Raw genomic sequence first — 24,800 nt, 5'->3', positions numbered from 1 at the left:
CCCGCGCACGACCGGAAACCGTCGTCTCCGGGCCGGGCCCGGAGACGCGGTCAGCTGCCGCTACCCGCCGCCAGCACCCTCACCTTCCGCCGGCCACCACGGGGCGTGGCCAACAACCCGGCCAGCGCGGCCCGGTCGACCTTGCCCGTGGCCGAGACCGGCAGTGACGTCACCACACGGACCCGGCTGGGCTGCATGTACTCCGGAAGCGCGGTACGCAGATAGTCCCGTACGGACCGTTCCGTGACGCCCTCCGCGGCCCGGACGGCCAGACCTAGTTCGACGCTGCCGGCCTCCCTGACCGGGATGGCGACGGCCTCCGCCACGCCGGGCATCCGGCCGGCCCCGTGCTCGACCTCCCCCAACTCGATGCGGTAGCCGCGGATCTTGACCTGCTGGTCCAGGCGTCCCAGGAACTCCATCCACCCGTGGGAGGTCCAGCGCGCGCGGTCGCCGGTGCGGTACATCCTGGTACCCGGCTCGGGCGACCACGGGTCGGGCACGAAGCGCTCCGCGGTCAGCGCGGCGTCGTTGAGATAGCCGACGGCCACGCAGTCCCCGGCGATCCAGAGGTCGCCGGGCTCATCGACGCCGCACGGCAGCCCGTCCGCGCCCAGGACGTAGTACCGGGCGTTCTGCATGGGCAGTCCGTACGGGACGCTCTTCCACTCCGGGTCGACACCGCGCACGATGAAGTCGTTGGACCACACGCAGGCCTCGGTCGCTCCGCCGAGTGCGACCAGCTCCGCGTCCGGAAACACCGACGCCACCGCGTCATACGTCGTCAGCGGCACCCAGTCGCCGCTGAGGAACACGCGCCGCACGGCCGGGCGGACCACGGGGCCGGAGCCCGGTCCGGGGGCGGATTCGAGGAAGGCCAGGACCGCGGTGAAGGCGGCGGGCGCCGAATTCCACAGGGTGACCCCGTACTCGGTGAGAGCCTCCAGGAGGCGGCCCGGCTCGCCGAGGTCGGCATCGGGGAGCAGCAGCAGACTGCCGCCTGCGGCGAGCACACCGAACACGTCGTATACGGACAGGTCGAACGAGAACGCGGCGACCTGGAGCATCACGTCGTCCGGCCCGATGCCGTGGCGGCGGTTGAACCAGTCGACGAGGTTGACGACGCTGCGGTGCCGGATGGCGACCGCCTTGGGCACCCCGGTCGAGCCGGACGTCGTGATGGTGTACGCCAGTTCGTCCGGCCGGGACAGCGGCCGGTCCGACCAGGGCGCCGCACCGGCCGGTAGCGGAGCGTCCAGCGGATACGGGGCCTCCGCGCTGCCCGGCCGGGCAGCCGGGGTGGTCGCCGGGCGCCCGGCCGGCACGGTCAGCACGATGTCGTACCGCTCGGCCAGCGGGCCGGCGAGAGCGCCCGGCGCCCGGCGGCCGAGGTTGAGCGCCAGGCCCGGGTACTGCGCGACGAACCCCTCCCACCACGCGGGCGGTATCCGCAGGCTGCCGGGGAACTGACCGGACACCGGATCGATGACGTCGGCCACGACGATCGCGGCCCCGGGCGGCAGCGAGCCGATCAGCTCGTGCAGGACACCGCGCAGGTAACCGAGATCGGGGAGGTACTGCGTCACGCTGGCGAGCACGACCACGCTCGTGTCAGTGTCCTTGAGCAACGCGGCCGCCTCATGGGCCGGACAGGCCCGCGCTGTGACCGGCAGCCCCTGCGCACGGGCCCGGTCGGCGAGCCGTTCCATGGCGGCGGGTGACACATCCGTGGCGGTGATCCCGGCGATCTCGATGGTCCCCGTGCTCCCGGTGGCCGCCGAGGCCAGCGCGTCCACGATGAGACCGCTGCCGGAACCGATCTCCAGCACGGCGGTGCCCGGCCGGTAGCGGTCGAGCACCAGCCGCGCCACGTGGGCCGCGTAGCCGCGCACCTCGTCGGCGGTGAAGCGGTGGCCTGCCCGGTCGAGGTTGAAGCCCGCGGCGACGCAGAGGTCGTCGGATGCGGTGATGCCGTCCCACACCTCGGACACGTCGGCGAGCGTCTGCCGGGCGTCGTCCGTCACGGCGGCCGCTCCCGCTTCCGGTATACGGAAAACCCGATCGATGCCGACGAGTCCGGTGGCCAGCTCGGTCACCCTCCGGTCGAACGCGGGCGCCGCGACCAGCGTGCCGATCCCGAGCGATGTGATGACCTCCGCGATCCGCCGGTCCGGCCAGCGGGGATCGAGCGGAACGTAGTAGGCGCCCGCCCGGACGGTAGCGATCAGCGCGGCCACCGACTCCGGCCGGTGGTCGAGCAGCAGCCCGACGGGCGTACCGCGCCGGACTCCGTGCGCCGCCAGCAGCGCGGCCATCCGGCGGGTCCCGGCGGCCAGTTCGCCGTGGGTGAGCGCGACACCGTCGGGGGTGCGCAGGGCCGGCCGGGCGCTGTGCCGCCGCACCGCCTGGTCGAGCAGATCGACCGCGTCGGCCGCGTCGTCGTACGCGCGGCCGGTGCGGTTGGCCGCGGCGACCGGTTCGGGGAACCCCGTCGCCCGGGGAGCCCTCTCGGAACAGGCGGTACGGGCCGTCATGCCGTCACCGCGGTGCTCAGGCCGGTGCCCAGGTCTGTGCCGGGGCCGGTGCTCAGGTCGGTGAGAATCGCCTCCGCCACCTCGGCTTCGCGGCCCCACAGATAGAAGTGGTCGCCGTCCAGCACGCGCAGGGCCGTGCGGTTCGTGGTCAGCTCTTGCCACGGGCCCAGGGCGTCCACCGGGACCTGGGGATCCTGCCGGCCGCCGAAGACGCTGACCGGGCAGCTCAGCAACGCACCCGGCAGATACCGGTAGGAGTCGACGAGGGCCAGGTCGGCGCGGAGCGCGGGCAGCACCAGTTCCAGCAGTTCGGTGCTCTCCAGGATCTGTGCCGGGAGCCGGCCGGCCTCCCGGGTCTTGTCGATCAGCTCGTCGTCGGACAGCCGGCCGGCTCCGATGGGGTCGTGGTCGATCTGCGGGGCGACCGCGGCCGAGATGACCAGGAGGGCCGGGTCGGGCGCTGACCTGCGCTGCAGTTCACGGGCCGTCTCGTAGGCGATCGTGGCGCCCAGGCTGTGCCCGAGGAGGACGTAGGGGCCGTCGGCAGCCAACTCGGTGATCTCGTCGGCCAGGTCGCCGACCAGGGTGCCGAAGTCCCTGTAGGGGGGCTCCTGCCAGCGGTCCTGGCGGCCGGGCAACTGCGCCGCCGACACCTGCATGCCCGCCGGGAGCAGGTTGCTCCACGACCAGTACGAGGAGGCGCTGCCGCCGGCGAACGGAAGCAGGAAGATCTGAGTCCGGCCGGGTTCCGACAGGGTCACGAGATTGCGGGTCACAAGCTCTCTCCGATCGGCGCCTCGACGGACCTGTCGGCCTTGTCGGTCCGCAAGGCCGGGCCGGCCTCGTCCGCCTCCTCGGCGTCCGGTTCGTCGACGGAGCCGAAATTCCGCACATCGCGCTGAAACAGCGGGACGACCGTGGAGACGGCCAGCACCACCAGGGCGAAGACCAGGATCGGCTTGTCGCCGAACCATTGCAGGCCGACCGGCGCCAGCATGAGACCGAAGGGCGCCAGTGCGAACGTGCCCAGCATCTCGACCGACAGCACCCGTCCGAGCAGCTCGTCCGGGATCGACCGCTGGAGAGCGCTCATCCACAGCACGCCGAAGATCGAGTAGCCGAAACCGGTGGCCAGTACGGCGGGGGCGAGGACGTACACCGAGAGGTCCAGGGCCAGACAGAGCAGTTGCAGGCCAAGCAGCGACAGCGCGCAGACGGCCGCCACGCCGGCCCTGGCGGGCTTCCAGGCTGAGGCGGCGAGACCGCCGAGTACGGCACCGACCGCTTCGAGGCCGGCCATGACGCCGTAGACGGAGAACATGCCCCGCTCCTTGAGGAGGATCGGCAGCAGGACGACCGCGGGGCCCATGACCAGCAGGAGTTGGACGGTTCCCTGGAGGATGACGGTCGTGACCCAGCGGCGCTCGATCACCGCGGAGAGGCCGTCCTTGGCATCCCGGAAGACGCTCTGCGGTTCCCCGCGCTCGGGAGCCCGGTCGGTGATGCCGATCAGGGTGAGGATGCTGACCCCGAAGGTCGCCAGGTTGATCAACAGCGCTGTGGACGGGCCCCAAGTGGCCAGCAGCAGGCCACCGATGCCGGGGCCGACGATCGCGGCTGCCCGGGTCGTCGTGGTCCGCAGCGCGTTCGCCGCGGACAGGTCGGCTTCGGGCACGAGCGAGGGGACCAGCGCGCCGAAGGCCGGCTGGAAGGCCGCGGTGCCGGCGCCCATCAGGGCAGCGAAGGGCAGCGCCAGCAGCAGCGGCCCCTCTGCCACGCCCAGGACGAAGCCGAGTACCCCGAGCATCCGGATCAGGTCGGACAGGGCCATGGCCCGGCTGCGCCGCATCCGGTCCGCGAGCACTCCGCCCAGCAGCGAGACCACGACCAGGGCCACGCTCTCCGCGGCCAGCACGAAGCCGAGGTCGGTGGCCTTGTGGTGCTGCAGGATGGTGCCGATCAAGGCGATGGTGAAGATGCCGTCGCCGATGGAGCTGATCACTTGTCCGCACCAGACCCGGCGGAACTGTTCGTTCCGCAGCGGGCTCAAGATGTGAATAGTCACTGGTCCGTGTCCTCCCTCTCGTGGGAAACGCGTCGTCCCGTACGCCCGGGTCGGGCGCGCAGTGCCTCGCGGCGTCGGTTGTTCCTGGAAACCCTCTCCGCTGTCCTGACCCGGCTGTCCGCCGCGTCGGACGCGTCGGACGAGCCGTCGGGGGCGAGGGCCGCCGCCATGCTCGCCACCGTCGGATAGCGGAACACGTCGGTGATCGGCAGGGCTCTGCCGAAGTCGGCGCACAGCCTGGCGTGCAGCCTCGCGGCGCTCAGCGAGGTCGCACCGGCGTCGAAGAGATTCACCGAGCGCCCCACGCGGTCGACTCCCAGCTCGGCGCACCAGGCCCGGGCGATCCTCGCCTCGATCTCTCCTCGCGGCGGCTCGCCGCCGTGCGCGCCCGGCAGGGTCCGCGTGGGACCGGCGCTGACCGGCGGAGCGGTCAACTCACCTACCAGGGTGTCGGGTTCGGTGACGGCCTGGCGCAGTACGGCGGCGAACGCAGTGAGCAGCTGCCGCGCGGTGTCCGGCGACAGGCAACGGCTGTCAGCGACGAGACGAAGGACGCCGCCGTCCGGGTCGACCGCGAGAGTGACCGGGAAACCGGAGGCGGTACGGGCCGGAGCCATCTCGGCGCTGAGAGGCAGTCCGGCGCCCTGCGGCCGGCCGGCGTTCGGGGGCCGGCCGACTCCGCCGCCGAGGGCCGCGCCGAAGTTCTGCACCACGACGACGCTGTGGAACAGCGCCCGGCTCACCGGTATCCCCGCCCAGTCGTAGACGTCCCACAGCGACCCGGAGCCGGCCACCGACATGATCTTCCAGCCCTGCTCCGAGACCTGGGCGAACAGGTCCGCGACGCGCTGGTCCGGGTCGACGCGGATCGCCATCGGCAGCGTCGACATATACATGCCGACCATCGCGCCGACATCTCCGAGCCCGGCCGGCCGGCCGCTCTGGGCGATGCCGAAGGTGATGAGCGAGCGGCCGGAGCAGCGGTGCAGGAAGGCCGCCCAGGCGGCGTAGCACAGGCTGCCGGCGGTGGTCCGGTGCCGCTCGGCCGCGGTCCGCAGCGCGTCCGGCAGTCCGGCGTCCAGGACCAGTTCACTCTCGTGGAAATCGCCCGTCGCGGCGACCGACGCCGAGGGCGGTGCGTCGAACGGCAGCGCGGTGGGCCCTTCGAACCCGTCAAGCGCTGCCCGCCAATAGGCGCTGGCCGCACCGCTGGGCCGTTGCCGCAGCCAGCCGAGGTAGTCGCGGTAGCGGACCGGGGCCTCGGCCCCGGCGTACGGCTCACGGCCGGCCGCGAGGTGCGCGTACGCCTCGGTCAGCTCCCGTACGAGGATGCCCGAGGACCATCCGTCCAGCAGGATGTGGTGGTCGAGCCAGACCATGTGGTGCCGGTTGGGCGCGACCGTGACCAGGGTCAGCCGGAACGGCGGTCCGGCGTCGAGGGCCGGCGGATCGGTCCGCTCCGCGCGGACCAGCCGCTCCAGGCGCGCAGCGAGGTCGCCGTCGGCGGTTCCGGTCCAGTCCAGGAACCGGATCTCCGGCACGGCACGGTGGACGAGCTGGACCGGTTCACTGCTCCTGGTCCACTCGAAGGATGTGCGCAGCACCTCGTGGCGCTCGCCGACCGCCCGCCAGGCGGCACGGAACAGGTCGGCGTCCAGCTCGCCCGACAGCGCCAGGACGAAGTCGTTGTAGTTGACGTCCCCCGAGGGGTCGAGCAGGTGCCGGTACAGCATGGTGCGCTGTACGGGAGCCAGGGCGTACGCGGCCACGACGTCCGGGCGGTCCCGCAGTTCGGCGGCGAAGGCGGAGGCCCTGACGCTGTCGGGGAGCAGTTCGAAGCCGTCCTCGGCCGGCGGCTCGGCACCGGAGCCGAGCCGGTCCGCTATGCCGGCGGTGAGCTCGTCGACGAAGGCACGGGCGGCGGGCGCGTCGAAGTGCCGGGCGCCCAGGTGGGCGGCGACGGTCAGGGAACCGTCCTCCTCCAGCCCGATGTTGATCTCGGCCGCGAAGGGCAGGACCGCGTCGGGGGCGGCGACCGGGCCGCTGATCCGGGAGTAGCGGGGCGCCGCCCGCAGCGTCTTCGCCTCCCCCGGTGCCATCGCGCCGAGGTAGTTGACGACGACGTTCGCTGCGGTGTCCAGGCGTTCACCGCGCAGGTAGCGGGCCCGCCCGTAGCCGATGCCGCCGTGCGGGACGGCCGCCAGCCGGCCGCGGATCCCCGCGCCGGCCGGATCGGCGGCCAGCAGGAACGGGAACAGCGCCGTGAACCAGCCGACCGTACGGGAGACCTCCGGCGCGTCCGCGGTCAGCGGGCGGCCGTGGAACTCCAGCCATACGGTGCCGGAATCGACTCCGGCCGCGGCGGCGAGCGCCGGCTGGGCCCCGGCCAGGCAGGCGGCCAGTACGGCGTCGCCTGCCCGCGTGGGCCCCTGGATCAGGCGGACGCTCCGTACGAGGACATGCCCGTCCTTGGCCAGCGGCGAGGCGTCCGGGTGGGCCACCGGCAGAGTGAGCCCCGGCGCCGAAGCGGTGCTGTGCCAGTACGCCAGTTCGTCGTCCGAGAGCCGGTCCGCCTCCTGCCGCGACCAAGCGGCCCAGGCCGCCGCGTCGTCGCCGACGGCCTGCGGAAGGACGGGCCGGCCACCCGCGTTCAGTGCCTCGATGGCCGTATCCAGGTCCTCACTCAGTGGCTGCCAGGAGACAGCATCCACCACGAGGTGGTGAATGCACCAGAAGACCAGGTCGGCTTCCCCCTCGCCGGTACGGAACAGCACCACGGCGAACAGCGGTCCGTCCGTGATCCGCAGGGACGCCTGGGCCAGGTCACTCTCGCGGCGCAGCACCTCGTTCCGCCCGGGCTCCGGGACCCGCGTGAGGTCGACCTCACGGACCGGCATGCTCTGCGCTTCCGGGCGCTGCGGGCGATACTGCCGCCAGCCGTCCTCGCCCTTGGTGAAGGTGCTCAGCAGGCTGTCGTGGTGCACGGCGACCGAGCGGACCGCCTGGACGAACTCCTCGGTGCCGCACGGGACGGTCAGCTCGTACCACTGGTACTGGTTCTGGTGGTCCCGCCCCTGACCGAACGCCTCGAAGAACCAGTGCTGGATCGGGTTGAGGGCCGCGCTGTCCGGCCGCTCGGCGTCGTCGTCGGACCCCGGGTTCCCGGACTCCGGTCGGGGGGCGGCGTGCCTGCGGTCGGACAGCAGCCGGGCCAGCTCTTCGACGGTCTGGTGGTCGAAGATGTCCCGCGCGCCCACCGGGTAGCCCGCCCGGACGCAGCGGGACATGATCCGCAGCCAGGTGATCGAGTCGCCGCCGATCCGGAAGAAGTTGTCCCGGACGCCCACGGAAGCGAGGCCCAGGGCCTGGGCCCAGATCCCGCACAGGGCGCGCTCGTCGTCCGTCCGGGCCGTCATCCGGCCCGGGGTGTCCGGCATCCGGCCGGGGTCGGGCAGCCGCCGCCGGTCGGCCTTTCCGCTGATCGTCAGCGGGATCCGGTCGACCACGACAAAGCGGGCGGGGATCATCGCCGACGGCAGCCGCCGGGCCAGGTGTTCTCGTACGGCCGCGATGGCCTCGCGGTTCCGGGCAGCGCGCAGGGGCTGGTTCCCGGCCACCGCTACCGGCTCCGCCGCGCGTGCGACGACGGGTGCCGTGCCGTCGGGGCCCACGGGCGTCACGGTGACCGTGAGCAGCCCGGCGCCGTGGGGGGACACGACGGCCGCGTAGCCTCCGGCGGCTGCCGCGTCCACCAGGTCGTCCGGGTGCACGGCTTCGCGCGGCAGGGCGTCCGGCGCCACGTCGGTGCTGACGTCCGCGCCGGACTTCAGCCGGGAGGCGAGCAGCATGTCCCGGTGGTTGCGGACGTCGGGTATCCCGGTCAGGACCAGGCCACCGCCGTCGAGGCCGTCGATCAGCGCCCGGAAACCGTCGAGCGTGACCGGGCCGTCGTGCCCTGCCGCCTCCACCGGCGGGGCCAGGGGCGCGTCGCGCCAGAGCGACACGTCGTAGCGGAACCGGTTCATCTCGGTGTCCGCGCGGCCCCGCTTCACCTCGGTGACGGCCGCGGCGCCCGGCAGCCGCTCGGCGAACCGGGCGAACCAGCCCGGTGCGACGCACAGTTCGCTTTCGGCGTCGACCAGTTCGGACACCTCGTCGGCGAGCGCCGCCGGGGCGGTCGCCGACGAGGTGGCCGGGTCGGTACGGGCCAGCCGCACCGACAGGTGGAAGGCCTCCAGGGTGGTCAGGTCGCGGACGTCGCCGAGGAAGACCCGGCCCCCGGGCCGCAGCCGCTCCCACGCGCCGGTGAGGACCCGCTCCAGGTAGGCCATGTCGGGGAAGTACTGGCTGACGGAGTTGATGACCACCAGGTCGAACCGCTCTTCGCCGAGAGCGGTGAAGTCGTCCGCGGCCGCCTCCAGCAGCCGCACCCGGCCGTCGTCGAGACCCGCGGCCTCCAACTGGCCTTCCACATAGGCGAGGGCGCCGGCCGCGATGTCGGTGGCCACGTACCGCTCCGCGCCGCGGGCGACCCGCAGCAGCACCAGTCCGGTGCCGCAGCCGATCTCCAGGACCCGGCCGGCCGGCTGCCGCAGGATCCGCGCGGCGGTCTCGTCCAGCCACTCCCGCATGTCAGCGTCCGGGATGGGTTCCTGGGTGTAACTGCTGATCCAGCCGCTCGTGTTGAAGTCCGCCTGCGCCGCGGCTTCGTTGTAGGAGTCCTCGTCGTGGATGAGCCGCCATTGGGCGACCCGGTCCTGCTCCAGGGAACCGTCCCGGCTGTCGGCCGGCCGGAGGTAGCCGACCAGTCGCGCGGCGCCGTGCTCGTCCTCCCGGACGTCGGCGACGAAGTCCGCCACCGCGGCCACCTCGGCGGCGGTCCGCTCCACCTCGGCGAGGTCGATCCGCGAGCCGCGGACCTTCACCTGGGTGTCGGTGCGTCCCAGGAAGTCCAGTGCGCCGCTGCGGAGTTGGCGGACTCGGTCACCGGTGCGGTACATGCGGCCACCGGGTTCCGGAGCGTACGGGTCGGGCAGGAAGCGTTCCGCCGTGGCCGCGCCGTCATCGAGGTAGCCCAGGCCCACGCCCGGCCCCGCGATGTGCAGTTCGCCCGGCACACCCGGCGGCACCGGCTCCCCGGCGCCGTCGAGCACGTACAGCCGCACGTGCGGCAGTGGGCCGCCGACGGGGACGTTCCCGGTGTGGGCCGCGTCCCGGTCGAGCCGCGCGGTGTCGTACCAGACCGAGGAGACGCACGCCTCGGTGGTGCCGTAGGCGTTGAGCAGGCGGGTGTTCCGCCCCGGCTGCGACTGCCAGGCCCTGACCCTGGCCGGATCCACCCGCTCGCTGCCCGCGACGACCAAGCGGACGCAGGCCGGTACGTCGGCGCCCCGGTCGGTCAGGTCGAGGGTCCACTCGTGCCAGCGGCTGGCCGGCAGGTTCAGGACCGTCGCGCGCTGCCGCCGGACCACCTCTTCCAGGTCCTCCGCCTCCGGGTTGTGCATGACGGCGCAGGCGCCCGCGTACCAGGCGCCGAAGAACTCCTCCACCGAGACGTCGACGGCGGCTGCGGCCATCTGCAACACCCGGTCTTCACCGGTCAGTTCGTAGATGTGCGCGGTCGAGGCGGCGAGGGTCAGGGCCGCCGACTGCTGGACCGCGACCGCCTTCGGCCGCCCGGTGCTGCCCGAGGTGAAGATCACGTACGCCGGGGACATCGGCGCGACGGCGGCGGGCGCCGCGGTGTCCGCGGTGACGCCTTCGGCCACGTCCTCGGTCACGTCCATGAGCGTGCACCCGAGTCCGGCGGCCTTGCCGCGCGTCGCCGGATGGACGAGCAGGAGGCCGCAGGCGGCCTGGCCCAGCATGGCCGCGGCCCGCTCGGCCGGCGTGCGCGGGTCCACCGGGACATAGGCCGCGCCGCACTCCAGCACGGCCAGCATCGCCACCGGAAGCTCCGCGCACGGCTCGACGAGCAGCCCCACCCGATCGCCGGGCCGCACTCCGGCCGCGATCAGGCGGGCGGCCAGCCGGGTCGCCGCGGCGTCGAGCCCGGCGTAGTCCAGCCGGTCCGCGCCGACGACGACGGCCGCCGCCTCGGGCCGCAGCCGGGCCCAGCCCGCCACCAGTTCGCGCAGCCCGCCCGGACGCCACTGCGCCGCCAGCGGTTCGGCGGGCCGCAGCGGCTCCGTACGCGGACCGGCCATCCGTACCGGCGCGTACGGGTCGGCCAGGGCCGCGGTCAGCACCGCGGCGATCAGCTCGTGGACGAGTTCGACGGTCTCCGCCGCGAAGACCTCGGTGCTGTACTCCAGCGCCACGGTCAGGAAGGAACCCCGGTCGTGTACGTCGCAGCTCAGGTCGAACTGGGACGAGGGGCGCCGGCCGTCGACCAGGTCGAGCTGCACGTCCCCGAGGGCGAGACCCACCTCGGGCGAGGGCAGGTACTGGAAGCAGACGTCGAAGTACGGGTTGCGGTTGCCCGTCCGCTCCGGACGCAGCTCGTCGACCAGGAGGGCGAACGGGAACTCCTGGTGCGTCAGCAGGTCGAGCACCGGCTGCCGGTGCCGGTCGAGCGCCTCGGCGAAGGTACGGGTGCCGCCGAGGTCGACCCGCAGCGGCAGTACGTTGACCAGGAAGCCGATCACGGCGGTGCTCTCGTCGCTCAGCCGGCCGGCCAGCGGCACCCCGAACATCACGTCCTGCTGCCCGGACAGCTCCGCGAGCACCAGCGAGAAGGCGGTGGCGAGAACGGTGAAGACGGTGGTGCCGTGGGCCCCGGCGAGCGCCCTGAGCGCCCCGGTCGTCGCGGAGTCGATGTCCCGGGAGAGGGTGTCGCCGGCGAAGCTGCGCACCTCGGGCCGGACCTGGTCGAGCGGAAGGTCGACCCGCTGGGCGCCGGCCAGCAGTTGCCGCCAGTGCTCGACCTCGGCGGCGCGCTCCGCGGTGCCGTCGGCGAACCGCGCCCCGTGCTGCGCGGCGTGTTCACCCACCGTCAGTTCGAGCGGGGCGAAGCCCGGCTCCCGCCCGGCCGCCCGGGCTGCGTACGCTTCGGCCAGCTCGGTCAGCAGCACCTGCGCGGACCAGCCGTCGAAGACGATGTGGTGGATGCCGGCGACCAGCACATGGTGGTCGTCCGCAAGCCGGATCAGCTCCGCGCGCAGCGGGAAGTCGGCGGTCAGGTCGAACGGCGTGTCGGCGGCGACGTCGCAGCGCATCTGGACGAAGTCCTCGGCGGCGGCGGGGCCGAGGCCGGAGACGTCCAGCAACGGCAGGTCCATCCGCTGGCTGGGAACGAAGACCTGGTACGGGTAGCCGTCCAGGGACACGAAGCGGGTCCGCAAGGCGTCCTGGTGTGCCACGCAGTCGTCCAGTGCGGCCCGCAGCGCGGAAACGTCCAGGTCGCCGCGCAGCCGCAGGCCCAGGCAGATGACGTAGAAGGAACTGCCGGGGTGGAAGGTGTCGAGGAACCACAGGGCGCGCTGGGTGGGCCCCAGCGGCCAGACCCCGGTGGGCGGCTCGGCCGCCCGGGGCCCAAGGGTGTCGGTCCCGGCGGCGGAGACGGTCCCGTGGCCGGTCTGAGTTGACGTCACAGACGTTCCTTCTGAGAGTGGTCGGCGGGCACTTCGAGGCACGCGGTCAGCATCCGCAGGGCGGCCAGTTCCTCGCTGCTGGCGGCCAGCAGGTCGGCGGTCAGGTCGGCGGCCGACGGGGCGGGGGCGCGGTCGGTCCCGGCGGCCGGCCGGTCCTCGGCCGGCCGCGGGGACGGAGCGCCGGTGGGCTCGCCGGCCCGCGCGTCGGTGCCGGTCTCGACGAGCCAGGCCGCGAAGGACCGGACCGTGGGCTGGTCGAACACGGCCCGGACCGGAATCGGCCGGCCGAGCAGGCGCTGGAGCCGCGCCACGATCCGCACAGCGATCAGCGAGTGCCCGTCGACGTCGAAGAACGCGGCGTCCAGGGCGGGTGCCCGCCCGCCCAGGTGCTCCTGCCACACGCCACGGACGGTCTCCTCCAGCTCGGTGCCGGTCTCGTCGCCCCCTTCGGGCGGACCGAGGCCGGTGGCGCAGGCGATGCCGTCCAGCTCGGCCAGGTCCGGCTGCCCGGTGTCGTCCACCGGCAGCTCGTCCAGCAGGACGAACCAGCCGGGCAGATCGCCCGGCCGGACGCCGTCGCTCAGGAACTCACGCAGCGCCGCCGGGGTCAGCCCGGCGTCGTCCGTGGCTACGTACGCGATCAGCTCCGGCGTCCCGGTCGCGGCACCGGGCGCCGGGGCCAGCACGGCGGCCCGGACCGAGGGGTGCCGTTCGAGAACGGCGACGGGCGTGCCGGGCGTGCCCGGGAACCTCGCCGGGGCGTGCAGGTCCGCGGTGCCGTCGGGCCGCCGCCGGGCCAGGGCGCCGGTCGGACGCAGCCGCCCGCCCGGCAGCCCGGCCGGCTCGCCGGGGAGCAGGTCCCCGTGAGCCCCTGTCGGATCGGCGGGGCCCGGCACCGGCACGTACACCGCACCCAGGGCGCCCACCGGGACCGGCCGCCCGACGTCGTCCAGCAGGAGGAACGGTCCCTCGGCGGGACAGCCGTCGACCTCCAGGCCCGGGATCTCCCGGACCGCACCCTGCGGCGCCCGCAGCCGGGCGCGTTCGGCCTCGCCGTACAGCGGGAGTTCCACGACGCGGCGGTCCGGGTCGGCCACTGCGGCGCCGAGCAGCCGGACGTACTCCTCGGTCATCCGCCGGACGGTGTCGCGGTCGTAGATGTCGGCGGTGTACTTCGCGGAGAGTGTCATGGCGCCGTCGCCCGGGTCGATGACGTCCCAGACCAGATCGAACTCGCTGGCACCGTCGATGTCGGCCTGTCGCACGGCCCGGACCGGGCCGAGCGCGAACTCCGGTTCGGCGGACGGGAGCACCTGGAAGCTGACCGAAGTGATCGGGAGCCGCCGGGCGTCGCGGACCGGATTGACCAGGGCGACGATCTCATCGAACGGCAGGCTGCCGTGGTCCATCGCGTCGAGGAACGCTCCCCGCGTGGCGGCCAGCACGTCGGTGAAGGAGGAGGCGGGCGTCATCCGGACGCGCATCGGCACGGTGTTGATGAAGAAGCCGACCGTTCCGTCCAGCCATGGGCCGCCGCGCAGCGACCAGGGCGCGGCGATGACGACGTCGCGCAGCGGGCCGTTGCGGCGGCCGAGCAGCACCGCGAGGGTGCCGGCGAGCAGGACATACGGCGTGCTGCGCCGGTGCCGGGCGGCCTCCCGGACCGCGGCGGCGAGTTCCGCCGGGATCACGGTCCGTTCGTCATGCACCTCGAAGGTCCGGCGGGACGGGCGCGGCCGGTCGGCGGGCGGATCGAACTCGGGCTGCCCGCCCAGCTCCGCGCGCCAGAAGGCCCGGGACTGCTCGTACTCCGGCCCGGACAGCTCCTCGTCGAGCGCTCTGCTGAAGCTGTCGTAGCTCTCCGGGACGGGGCCCAGGGCGTGCTCCAGCGGCCGGCCGGAGGCCCACGCGTCGTAGAGCGCGGCGAATTCGTTCAGCAGCACCTCGAGGGAGGTGCCGTCCACGCTGATGTGGTGGACGAACAGCGCCAGCCGGTGCTCGGCCGGGCCGGTGCGGGCCAGGTGGGCGCGCACCAGCGGACCGCGCTCCACGTCCAGCGGGCGGGCATATTCGCCGGTCAGCAGGTCGGACCACGCCTGTTCCAGATCGGCCGCCCCGGCCAGATCGGTGACGGCCAGCTCCGGCGCCGCGTCGTCGAGGACCTGTACGGGGCCTTCCTCGCCCGGTACCAGGCGCGTCCTGAGGGTCTCGTGGCGGTCCGTCAGCACCCTGAGCGCGGCCCGTACGCCGTCATGGTCAAGGTTCCCGTGCAGGCGCAGCAGGATCGGGACCATGAAGAACGGCAGCTCCGGATAGAGCCGGGTGAAGAACCAGAGGCGGGTCTGCAGGCGGGACGCTGGACGGCCCTCGGTGCCGTACGGGATCGGCTCGGTCGCGTCACTCACCGGCGTGCTCCCCCCGAGACCGCCGCGAGCTCCTGCGGCTCATCGGCCTGTGGTGCACCGGCCTGCGGCGCACCGGCCTCGACCAGGGCGGCGAGCCCTCGGACGGTGGGCCCGCTGAAGAAGTCGCGCAGCAGGATCCTGGCGCCGCAGTGCCTGCGGATCTGGCCGACGAGGTCGAGGGCCAGCAGCGAATTGCCGCCGAGGGCGAAGAAGCTGTCGTCGCGCCCGATCCTGTCGAAGCCGAGCACCCGCTGGAACGCCTCACCGATGAAGATCTCGGTGGTGGTCTCGGGGGCGGCGAAGTCGCCCAGGCCGGACGGCCGGTCGTGCCGCTCGGCCGGCGCTGTCCGGTCATCCGGGGACGGAGCCGACGCGGTGGCCTGCGTACCGGGCAGGGCTTCGGCCCCGTCCCGGGCAAACCGCCGGGCCTGTTCGAGGACGCGGTGCAGGTCGTCCACCGACACGTGGATCTGGGGCAGGCCCGCGGCGAGCGCGGCGACGAACGCCGAGTGCCCCTCGTCCTCGGTGAGGTACTGGTCGGTGTCGCTGTCCGGCGTTTGATCGCCGGCGTTCATCCCGGTCTCCATCCAGCCCGTCCAGTCGATCGTCAGGACCTCGGACCGGCCCTGTCGGCGGGCCCGGTGAGCGAGCGCGTCAAGGTAGGCGTTGCCCGCGGTGTAGTCCGCCGCGCCGTCCCAGCTGTCGACTGTCGTCAGCGAGGAGAACAGCGCGAGGAAGTCGAGGCTGATGCCGGAGGTCGCCGCCAGCAGTGCCTCGGCGCCGGCCACCTTGGGCGCGACCGTACGGTGGAACTCCTCGGGTGCGAGCGTCTCGATCAGGCCGCCACCGCCGGTGAGGCCCGCCGAGTGCACGACGCCATCCAGCCGGCCGAAGCGCTCGACGGTGGCCACCAACAGCGAGCGGACCGCCTCGGCATCGGTCACGTCGCAGGACACCGCGACCACCTCACCGCCCGCCGCCTCGACGGCGCGCAGCGCGCCGATCTGCCGGCTCACCGGATCGTCGGCTCCGTACCGCGCGAGCCAGCCGTCCCACTCCGCGCGCTCGGGCGGCGCGGTGCGTCCGCTGAGCACCAGCCGGGCGCCGTACTCCCGGGCAAGGAACCGCGCGAGGGACAGACCGATGCCGCCGAGTCCGCCGGTGATCAGGTAGACGCCCTTGTCGTGCAGCGGTATGTCCTGCGGGAGCGGGGCCGCCAGCCGCAACTGCTCGACGTCCTGGGTCCAGCGGCGGGTACCCCGGTAGGCGATGACGAGATCGTCGGACTCCCCGTCCAGCTCCCGCAGCAGCTGGTCGGCCGGAAGCGCGGCGCCCTGGGCCGGGTCGAGATCGACGACCCGGCAGGAAACGTGGCGCAGCTCCTTGGGGATCACCTTTCCGATTCCGGCGAGCAGCGCGTGGTCCGGGGTGATCGGTTCATCGCCGGACACGTCGAAGGCACCCGAGGTGAGGACCAGCAGGGAGATCCGGGTCTCGTCGCACGTGGCCAGCGCCCGGGAGAGGGCCAGGAGTTCGGCCGACGTCTGCGCGGAGCCGGCGGCGCGGCCGTCGACTCCGGCCGCGAACACCACCGCGGCGTGCTCGACGCCGCTGAGGGTGTCGCTCAGCTCGGTGACGAGGTCCGTGCCGGAATCGGGCAGTACCCGCGTGACCTGGCGGCCCGCGTCCGCCGCGCGAGCGGCCAGGGTGGCGGTGAGCGCGCAGTCCGCGCCGACCACGACGACGCCGTTCGCCGCCCCGGCTGCGGCGGGCCGACGGCGCGGGGCGGCGGTACTGCGCCATGCCGGGCTGTAGAACCAGCGCTCGGGGTCCCGTACCCGCTTCACCGGTGCGGGTACGGCCGACGGGCGGTCCGCGGCGAGGTCGATCCAGTAGCGCTTGCGCTGGAAGGCGTAGGTGGGAAGGCCGGTACGCCGCCGCCCGTCGGTGCCGAAGGCGGACCACGACAGTTCGACGCCCAGCTCCCAGAGGGCCGCGAAGGCGGCCTGGACGACCTGGAGGTCGTCGTCCTCGGTCTCGCTGGACGACCGCATGGTGCGTACCAGGCGCCCCTGCGCCGCCGGGTCGACGGCGCCGCGGGTCAGCGACAGCAGGCCGTGGCCGGGACCGGCCTCGACCAGCGGGCCGTCGATCCGGGTGAGCAGGGCGCTCAGACCCTGCTCGAAGCGGACCGGCTCGCGCATCTGCCGCCCCCAGTACGCCGGGGAACAGGCCTCGGCCTCGGTGATCCAGGTGCCGGTGACGTTGGAGAGGAACGGGATACGCGGCGCTCGCACCGGCACCGTCGCCACGAAGGCGGTAAACCGGGCGGCGGCCTCCGACATCGCCGCCGAGTGCGCGGCGTGCGGCACCCGCAACGGCCGGCAGGTGACGCCACGGGCGTCCAGGGTCTGCCGAAGCTGATCGAGTACCACGCGCTCGCCGGCCACCGTCACCAGTCGGGGCCCGTTGTACGCCGCCACGGTGATGCCCGCCGGCAGCAGGGGCTCCAGCTCGGCCGCCGGCATCGGGACCGCCAGCATTCCGCCGTCCGGGGCCTCGTCCATGAACCGGGCCCGCGCGTCGATCACGCGGACGGCGTCCTCCAGCGTGAACACGCCGGCCACGGCGGCCGCGACCAGCTCACCCAGGCTGTGCCCCAGCAGCGCGGTCGGCTTCGCGCCGCGTGCGATCATCGTCCGGGCGAGCGCGTACTCCACCGAGAAGAGGGCGGGCTGGATGAAGCGGGTCCGGCCGAGCAGCCCGGCGGTCCGGCCGTCCTGGACCTCGCCGGCGGGCGTCTCGTCCGCGGGGGTCTCGCCGTTCATCACGAGGTCCCGCAGGTCGAGGCCGATCAGCGGTGCGAACAACTCGGCGCAGCGGTCGAAGCTCTCGGCGAACTCAGGCAGCCCGTCGTACAGCCCTCGAGCCATCCCCGGGTAGTGGGCGCCCTGACCGGGGAACAGGAAGGCGGTGGCGGCGCCGGGCAGGGCCTGCCCGAAGGGCCCGGCGGCGCGGTCGCGCAGCGCCTGGGCCGCCTCGGTTCGGTTGCGGGCCACGACGGCCGCGCGGCGGGCGAACCTGGTGCGCCCGGTCTGCAGCGTGTACGCCGCGTCGTCGAGCCTGGCGGCGCCTGCCTCCAGAGTCTCGGCGATGTCGCCGATGACGTCGCCGAGCGCCTGGTCGTTCCGGGCAGAGACCGGAATCAGGTGCCAGCCGCCGGTCTCCTGGTCCCGCTCGACGGCGGGCGGCTGCTCGATCACGACGTGGGCGTTGGTGCCGCCGATGCCGAAGGAGCTGATACCGGCTCGGCGTGGCACACCGTCGGCGGTGCGCCACGTCTCCCGCTCGGTGGTGATGCGGAAGGGGCTGTCGTCCAGCCGAAGCGCCTTGTTGGGCTCGTTGTAGTTCAGCTGGGGCGGGATCACACCGTGTTTGGCGGCCAGCAGCGCCTTGATGACGCCGGCGACTCCCGCGGCGGAGTCCATGTGGCCGATGTTGGCCTTGACCGAACCGAGGGTGCAGTAGCCGCTCCGCTCGGTCTGTTCACGGAACGCCCGGGTCAGCGCGGCCACTTCGATGGGGTCGCCGACCGGGGTTCCGGTGCCGTGCGCCTCCAGATAGGTGACGGTGTCGGGGTGCACTCCGGCCACTGCCTGCGCCTGCATGATGACCTCGGCCTGGCCGTCGACGCTCGGCGCGGTGAACCCGGCGCGGGCGGCGCCGTCGTTGTTGATCGCCGAGCCGACGATGACGCCCTCCACAACGTCGCCGTCCGCGAGCGCGTCCTCCAGCCGCTTGAGCATCACGACCCCTACGCCGGAGCCGAACACGGTGCCCGTGGACCGGGAGTCGAAGGAGCGGGTGCGGCCGTCGGCGGACGCGATGCCGCCCTCGACGTAGAGGTAGCCGCGCTTCACCGGCGGGGTGATCGCCACGCCTCCGGCGAGCGCCGCGTCGCACTCGAAGGTCCGCAGCGCCTGGCAGGCGAGGTGGATCGCGACCAGGGAGGTCGAACAGGCAGTGCCGAGCGGGATGCTGGGCCCGGACAGGCCCAGGTGGTAGGAGACCTTCGGGGTGAGGTAGTCGACGTCGTTCTCCAACGAGCCGACGGACTCCCAGCGTTCACCCGCCCGGACGCTGGTCTCCCAGTCGACCTGGGACCGCACGTTCCGGATGTAGGTGTTGGCACCCTGCCCCGCATACACGCCGACCGGGCCCGGCACGCCCCTCGGGTCGTATCCGGCGCTCTCGACCGCCCGCCAGCAGTGCTCGAGGAACAACCGGTGCTGTGGGTCCATCTGCTCGGCCTGACGTGGGGTCAGCCCGAAGAACTCGGCGTCGAACAGGTCGACGCCCTCGATACACGCGGCGCGCCGTACGTACTCCGGGCCGCGGATCAGCTCCGAGTGCTCGCCGGCGGCGGCCAGGTCGGCGTCCGTCAGGTCGGTGAGCGACTCCACGCCCGAGACGATGTTGTGCCAGAACTCGGCGGGTCCGTCCGCTCCGGGATAGGCGCACGACAGGCCGATGACGGCGATGTCCAAGCCGGACTCACGATCGTTGTCCATATGCGGGTCTCCCAATCGGTTCTCGCCCTTTTCCCGGTCCCGGCACATGCTGGACGCAGCGGCTGGGGCGTCCAAGTCAGGGATATCCCCGTACGGTTTGCCTGCAGGAGGCTGCGCCCCGGGGGCGCCGATGCCGGGGGATTTCCCTGACTGCGGTCGACGGACAGGCGGGCTAGCGTGCCCCCATGCCAAGAACCGACTCCGGATGCGAGCCGACATGACCTCTGTGGCTTTCGACGCCCATCTCCACCGGCTGACTCCTGGCCGGTCCTCGGGCGTACGCCTCTACTGCTTTCCTTTCGCCGGCGGCTCCGCCGCCTCCTACCGCCCCTGGGCCGCGTCGGCGCCCCAAGACGTATCGCTGGACACCTTCCAGCTGCCGGGCCGCATGGAGCGCATGGGCGAGCCCGCCGCCACCGATCTGCGGTCCCAGGTCCCGGACCTCGCGGCAGCCGTGCTCAATGATCTCGACGACCGCCCCTACGGGCTGTTCGGGCACAGCATGGGCACCCTGCTCGCGTACGAGATCGCCCTGGAACTACGCCGGCTCGGCGCCCCCGCGCCGCGCCTGCTGGCGCTGTCCGGGCGGCGGGCCCCGCAGATCGAGGTCGAGGGCTTCCAGCCCTACCATCTGATGCCGGACGCCGAGTTCATGGCACGGATCGAACAGCTCGGCGGTATACCGCCGCAGCTCCTGGAACACCGCGATCTGCTGGACTTCATGCTGCCCACGATGCGGGCGGACTTCACCGCCGTCGAAACGTACCGGACCCGTCCGAGCGCCCCACTCGACTGCCCGCTGCTGGTGTTCGGCGGCACCGAGGATCACGACGCGCCGCCCGAGAGCCTGGCCGCGTGGGCCGAGCTCAGCTCGGCGCGCACCACGCTGCACACGTACCCCGGCGGCCACTTCTTCCTGTGGGACCACGCCGCGACGATGCTCCGGCTCATCGCCGAGGGGCTGCGGAATCCGGCGTGACGGCCGGTGGATCAAGCGGATCAAGTGACTCAGCAGACCGACACGCCAGCGCACCAGTGAGAGGACGAGGAACATGTTCGCCGATGAGGACCAGATCTTCGATGTCGTCGTGAACGCCGAGGAGCAGCACTCGATCTGGCCGGTCGGCCGTGACCTCCCGGACGGCTGGACCGGTACCGGTTTCCAGGGACGGAAGGCCGACTGCCTGGCCCACATCGACGCGGTGTGGACCGACATCACCCCGCTGAGCGCCCGCCGCTCTGCGGTCGCGTAGCGAACCGGCAATGCCGACGAGGTGGGGCCCCGGAGATCGCCGGGGCCCCACCTCTCACTTCTGCCAGTTCTGCGACAACAGGCGGAAGGCTGCCGTGAGTTCGGCGACCAGGCGTACGGCGGTGAGGTCGTCCAGGCCGTCCGCGCGCCGGAAGACGATCAGTTCCCACGATCCGTCCGACTGCGGGAACGCCTCCACCATCAGCTCGAACCGCGTCCGGGGCGGCCGAATCCGCAGTGTTCCGAGGGTCACCCGGTCGCCGAGCCGGCCACGTACCGCGGGGCCGTGCAGGACGGCCCAGGCCTGGAACCACGGGTGCCGGTCGCGTACGGGCCGCAGCTCGTGCACCAGCCGGTCGAACGGGGTCCGCGCATGGTCCAGGGCCGAGCCGACGGCTTCGGCCGCGGCTCGCAGCAGGGCGGTCGGCTCCAGGTCCGGCACACCGGCCAGCGGGAGCGCGAGTGGATTGACGAAGTAGCCCACCAAAGGCTCCAGTTGGGGCAGGGCGCGGCCTGCCGTGAGGGTGCCGAGGCAGACGTCCCGTACGCCGAGCGTGTGCGCGAGCGCCGACCCGACAGCGGCGACCAGCGCACCCACCAGCGGGCCGCCGTGCGCGGCCCCGGCACGGGCCAGCCCCTGGACGACGTGAGGCTCCACCCGCAGCACGGTCTCCAAGCGTGCCGCCTCGCCCCCGTGCGCGGGGGCGGGCAGGCACGGGTCGGGGCAACTGTCGAGGGCCTTGCGCCAGAAAGGCAGGTCGGCATCGGTCCAGGAGTCGGCCTGAGCCCGCTCCCAACGGCTGTAGTCCGCGTAGCCGAGCGCGGCGCCCCCCGGAGGCGACCCGGCGCCGTCTGCAGGCAGCCGGTCCGCTGCCGTACCGCGCGCCGCGTAGGCCGCGCCGAGATCCTGCACCAGCACGGCTTCCGACCAACCGTCGAAGGCCACGTGGTGGAGGTGCAGGCACAGCAGGTGCCGCTCGGCGTCGAGGCGGCACAGCCGCGCCCGCAGCGGCACCTCACCGCTCAGGTCGAAGGGCGTGTCCCACCAGTCGGCGGTGATGTGCTCGGCCACCGCCTGTGCCGGGGCGCCGACGAGGTGGGCCGGCAGGTCGACTGCGACCAACGGCACCGGGGCGTCCGCGGCGTCCAGGACGCGCTGTACGGCGGTCGCCCCGGCCCACCTGTAGAGCGTGCGCAGGATCGGGTGCCGGGCGACGACCTCGTCCAGCGCGGCCTGCAGGGCGCCGGGGTCCAGCGGGCCGCGCAGGACGTACCCGCGGACGATCAGGTTGTCCACCTCGCCGGGGAAGAACTGCTCGGCGAGCCAGAACCGCTCCTGCGCGTGGGACAGCGGGGCCGGGCCCTCGGCTCCGGGCCCCGCCGACGGCACAGGCACCGACTCGGGTCCGGCCGCCGGGGCGTCGCGGACCGCGGCCCACAGGCGGTCGACCGTACCCAGCCGGTAGACGTCGAGCAGCGGGAGGCGAATGCCGCTGCGCGCCCCGAGCCGGGCGCTCAGCCGGATCGCGTCGAGCGAGGTCAGACCGGCGGCGACCAGGTCGTCCCGGGCGGTGAGTGCGGGGCGGCCGAGCAGCTCCCGTATCTCGCGCAGCAGCGGCTCCGCCGCGCTGTCCGCCGCTGTTTCTGTCACGCTCCCGGGCGTGCCCGGAGCCGGACGGGACCCGGTGGCGGGATCCTGCGCCAGCAGTCGGCCGGCCTCCGCCGAGTCGATCTTCCCGGTCGCTCCCAGCGGGAGGTGCGCCACATGGCGCAGCACCGCCGGCACCATCCCGGCGAGCAGCTTCCGCCCGGCGAAGGCGCGGAGCACCGCCGGGTCGAGCGGCCGGCCGTCGACGGTGGTGTAGAGGCAGCCGATCCGGATCCGGCCGGGCGGGGACTCCGACCGGAGCACGTGGCACGAGGAGACGTCCGGGTGGTCCTCGACCACCGCCTCGATCTCACCCGGCTCGATCCGCAGACCGTTGACCTTGAACTGGCGGTCGGAACGGCCCCGGTAGCGCAGTACCCCGTCGTTCCCGGCGCAGGCCAGGTCTCCGGTGCGGTAGTACCGGACACCGTCGGAGGTGAAGAAGCGCTGCCCCGTCTGCATCGGGTCACCGAGGTAGCCGAGCGCGAGGCCGTCGCCGCTGACGGCGATCTCCCCCTCCTGCCCGGCCGGGACCGGTCGGCCGTCCGGTCCCAGGAGCAGCAGTCCGGTGCGGGGGACGACGCAGCCGATCGGGACCTCCGACGCCCCGGGGGCGACGTCCTCGGGCCGGATCCGGTGGACTGTGGTGAAGATGGTGCTCTCGGCGGGGCCGTATCCGTTGACGAGGTGCAGACCGGGGAATTGGTCCAGGATCCGCCGGGCGTGCGTCGGCGACACCCGCTCCCCGCCCGTCAGCAGCAGGCGGATACCGCCGAACAGCTCGGGGGCCTCCTCGACCAGGACGTTGAACAGCGAGCTGGTCAGCCAGAGGCTGTTGACGCCCTGGCCGACCGCGGCGCGCAGGGCGGCCGCGTCGAGAGCGGGCCGGTCCGGGTCGAGCAGGACGCACCGGCCACCGTTGACGAGCGGCGCCCACAGTTCCAGCGAGAGCCCGTCCCAGGGCAGCGGGGCGCACTGGAGGAACACCGAGTCCCTGTCCAGCGGCACGGCGGCGCAGTCGACCAGGGTGCGCAGGGTGCCGCGGTGCGGGGAGATCACGCCCTTGGGCCGGCCGGTCGACCCGGAGGTGAAGAAGACGCAGGCCGCGGCGGTTCCGTCGGACAGTGGCGGCGCGGCCACCGGGGCCGCCGGGATCGCCCGGAACTCGGCCAGCAGCGCGCCGTCCACGACGATCCGGGCGCCGCTGCGTATCACCACGTCCTCGACACGCTCCCGGGGCCAGCGGGTGTCCATCGCGATGTACGCGGCGCCGGTCTCCATGATGCCGAGCAGCGTGGCCACGAACTCGGGCGACCGCTCCAGCTGCACCGGCACGAAGTCCCCGGGGCCGATCCCCCTGGTCCGAAGTCCCGTGGCGACCGCGGCGGCCTCCCGCCGCAGCTGCCGGTACGTCACCCGGCGGGAGTTCTGCTGCAGGGCGACGGCTTCGGGCGTGTGTGCGGCGTGGTGGGCTACGGCGCGCTCGACGCGTTCGCCGAAGCGGTAGGGGTCGGGAGTACGGGACGTCGTCATGGTTCTCCTCAGCGGTGGCCCGGATCGACGGTGGCCACGCGCGGCTCAGACGCGGACATCGTCGAAGTACGTGCGGCGGGACCGGATCACCCCGCCCGAGCGCTGCTCGCCCGGTACCCGCCACGCGACGTCGAAGAAGTCGCTGAAGTGCAGGTCCGCCTCGGAACCGTCGCGCAGCACACCTACGAACCTGCCCTCCACCGCCGCCCGGCGGCCGGAGCAGAACAGCGAGCCGATCCGGTGCTCGCCGTGCGTGATGACGCGGGTGACGTGGTAGAAGTGCCGCAGCTCGTCCAGGCCCTTGAGCAGCGGGTAGCCGGGCCGCTTGTACTCGATGTCCTGGTGGAACAGCTCGAACATCGCCGGGTCGCCGGCGTCCACCAACTCGTAGTAACGATTGATCAGTTCGGGGACCACGGTGTCCATCAAGCCGGTGTCCATGACGACGCTCTTCATGCCCCTCCTCCCAGGTCGCGGCGGACCACTGCCCGCAGCGCTTCCGGCGCTTCCAGGAAGGCGTAGTGCACGCCTTCGAGCAGTTCGAAATCGGTCGGCGCACAGTCCGACCAGCCCTTGATCAGGTGGTTCGGCACGTCGATGTCCTGGGTCCAGCCGATCGCGGTGATCGGGGAGCCCAGTCTCACCGGTGCGTCGTGGTGGTACTTGCGGGTCGCCTCCATGTCGGCGATGAGGATCCCGTGGGCGAGGTCGACCAGGTCATCGGGCGGGGCCGCGCTCAACTCGTTGAACAGTCGCAGCAGTTCGTCCCGCAGTTCGGCGTGGGTCATGCCCAGCAGCCGACCGTACGGCGGGTCGTGCGGCGCCACCTGGGAGGACAGGAACAGTCGTGTGGGCAGCGGGAGTTCGCGCTCCGCGAGCCGGATCGTGGTCTCGACGGCGGCGAGCGCCGAGCCGCAGTGTCCGAAGAAGCCGAACGGCCGGTCGAGATAGGGCGCCAGGCCCTCCACGAGCCCGTCCGCCATCTCCTCGTAAGTGCCGTACGCGGCCTCGCGCATCCGGTTCTCGCGACCCGGCAACTGCACCGGGCAGATCTCGATCCCGTCGAAGAACCGCGGCCACTTCCGGTACATGCTCGCGCCGCAGCCCGAGTACGGAATGCAGAACAGGCGGGCGGCGCTGTCGGCCGCGGGTTCCCGGATCAGCCATTTCTGCGGTCGTCTCATCCTCATCACCTCTTGA

11 protein-coding genes are annotated in these 24,800 nt (G+C 73.0%); 2 read left to right on the top strand and 9 right to left on the bottom strand.

What is annotated here, in order from left to right; genetic code table 11:
• Positions 1 to 50: 50 nt before the first annotated feature.
• Genes SH922_RS28935 through SH922_RS28910 form a run of 6 tightly spaced genes read right to left on the bottom strand, consistent with a single transcriptional unit; the run spans position 51 to position 19,167 of the window.
• Positions 51 to 2,534 (bottom strand): AMP-binding protein, encoded by a 2,484-nt coding sequence (locus SH922_RS28935; RefSeq protein WP_393060986.1) that lies wholly within the window; start codon positions 2,532 to 2,534, stop codon positions 51 to 53.
• Positions 2,531 to 3,310, bottom strand: a complete 780-nt coding sequence (locus SH922_RS28930) for a thioesterase II family protein (protein WP_393060984.1) — start codon at positions 3,308 to 3,310, stop codon at positions 2,531 to 2,533. Before SH922_RS28930 ends, SH922_RS28935 begins: the two co-directional genes overlap by 4 nt.
• Positions 3,307 to 4,599, bottom strand: a complete 1,293-nt coding sequence (locus tag SH922_RS28925; RefSeq protein ID WP_393060982.1) for an MFS transporter — start codon at positions 4,597 to 4,599, stop codon at positions 3,307 to 3,309. The genes SH922_RS28930 and SH922_RS28925 overlap by 4 nt, the downstream gene beginning before the upstream one ends.
• Positions 4,596 to 12,191: an amino acid adenylation domain-containing protein gene (locus tag SH922_RS28920; protein ID WP_393060980.1), complete on the bottom strand. Its 7,596-nt coding sequence runs from the start codon at positions 12,189 to 12,191 to the stop codon at positions 4,596 to 4,598. Before SH922_RS28920 ends, SH922_RS28925 begins: the two co-directional genes overlap by 4 nt.
• Complete coding sequence (locus SH922_RS28915) at positions 12,188 to 14,596, bottom strand: condensation domain-containing protein (RefSeq protein ID WP_393060978.1); 2,409 nt, start codon at positions 14,594 to 14,596, stop codon at positions 12,188 to 12,190. Before SH922_RS28915 ends, SH922_RS28920 begins: the two co-directional genes overlap by 4 nt.
• Positions 14,593 to 19,167, bottom strand: coding sequence for an SDR family oxidoreductase (locus tag SH922_RS28910; protein WP_393060976.1), 4,575 nt, complete (start codon positions 19,165 to 19,167; stop codon positions 14,593 to 14,595). The genes SH922_RS28915 and SH922_RS28910 overlap by 4 nt, the downstream gene beginning before the upstream one ends.
• Before the next feature lie 217 nt (positions 19,168 to 19,384).
• Here SH922_RS28910 and SH922_RS28905 point away from each other — a divergent pair, with 217 nt between their 5' ends.
• Together SH922_RS28905 and SH922_RS28900 are read left to right on the top strand one after the other, a co-directional pair.
• The gene (locus tag SH922_RS28905) at positions 19,385 to 20,146 is read left to right on the top strand and encodes a thioesterase II family protein (RefSeq protein WP_393060974.1); all 762 of its coding nucleotides are present in this window, start codon (positions 19,385 to 19,387) and stop codon (positions 20,144 to 20,146) included.
• Positions 20,147 to 20,219: 73 nt separating this feature from the next.
• Positions 20,220 to 20,420, top strand: coding sequence for an MbtH family protein (locus tag SH922_RS28900; RefSeq protein WP_393060972.1), 201 nt, complete (start codon positions 20,220 to 20,222; stop codon positions 20,418 to 20,420).
• A 54-nt stretch (positions 20,421 to 20,474) separates the two neighbouring features.
• Here the strand turns inward: SH922_RS28900 and SH922_RS28895 are convergent, their stop codons facing one another.
• The 3 genes from SH922_RS28895 to SH922_RS28885 are packed head-to-tail and all read right to left on the bottom strand — an operon-like array spanning position 20,475 to position 24,784.
• On the bottom strand, positions 20,475 to 23,600 hold the full coding sequence (locus SH922_RS28895) for an amino acid adenylation domain-containing protein (RefSeq protein ID WP_393060970.1): 3,126 nt from the start codon (positions 23,598 to 23,600) through the stop codon (positions 20,475 to 20,477).
• Positions 23,601 to 23,645: 45 nt separating this feature from the next.
• A complete protein-coding gene (locus tag SH922_RS28890) occupies positions 23,646 to 24,056 on the bottom strand; it encodes a nuclear transport factor 2 family protein (RefSeq protein ID WP_393060968.1) in 411 nt (136 codons plus the stop codon).
• Complete coding sequence (locus tag SH922_RS28885) at positions 24,053 to 24,784, bottom strand: thioesterase II family protein (RefSeq protein ID WP_393060966.1); 732 nt, start codon at positions 24,782 to 24,784, stop codon at positions 24,053 to 24,055. The genes SH922_RS28890 and SH922_RS28885 overlap by 4 nt, the downstream gene beginning before the upstream one ends.
• Positions 24,785 to 24,800: the final 16 nt, after the last annotated feature.

This window comes from Streptomyces sp. LN549, from assembly GCF_043203805.1.
Classification (GTDB): Bacteria; Actinomycetota; Actinomycetes; order Streptomycetales; family Streptomycetaceae; genus Streptomyces.
The sequence above is the reverse complement of the archived record's forward strand: the minus strand, read 5'-3'. Positions and strand labels throughout refer to the sequence as shown.

Excerpts from the sequence above, each read along its gene's own strand:
- SH922_RS28935 (WP_393060986.1), bottom strand. The coding sequence starts at position 2,534 with ATGACGGCCCGTACCGCCTGTTCCGAGAGGGCTCCCCGGGCGACGGGG.
- SH922_RS28910 (WP_393060976.1), bottom strand. The coding sequence starts at position 19,167 with ATGGACAACGATCGTGAGTCCGGCTTGGACATCGCCGTCATCGGCCTG.
- SH922_RS28905 (WP_393060974.1), top strand. The coding sequence starts at position 19,385 with ATGACCTCTGTGGCTTTCGACGCCCATCTCCACCGGCTGACTCCTGGC.
- SH922_RS28900 (WP_393060972.1), top strand. The coding sequence starts at position 20,220 with ATGTTCGCCGATGAGGACCAGATCTTCGATGTCGTCGTGAACGCCGAG.
- SH922_RS28895 (WP_393060970.1), bottom strand. The coding sequence starts at position 23,600 with ATGACGACGTCCCGTACTCCCGACCCCTACCGCTTCGGCGAACGCGTC.
- SH922_RS28890 (WP_393060968.1), bottom strand. The coding sequence starts at position 24,056 with ATGAAGAGCGTCGTCATGGACACCGGCTTGATGGACACCGTGGTCCCC.
- SH922_RS28885 (WP_393060966.1), bottom strand. The coding sequence starts at position 24,784 with ATGAGACGACCGCAGAAATGGCTGATCCGGGAACCCGCGGCCGACAGC.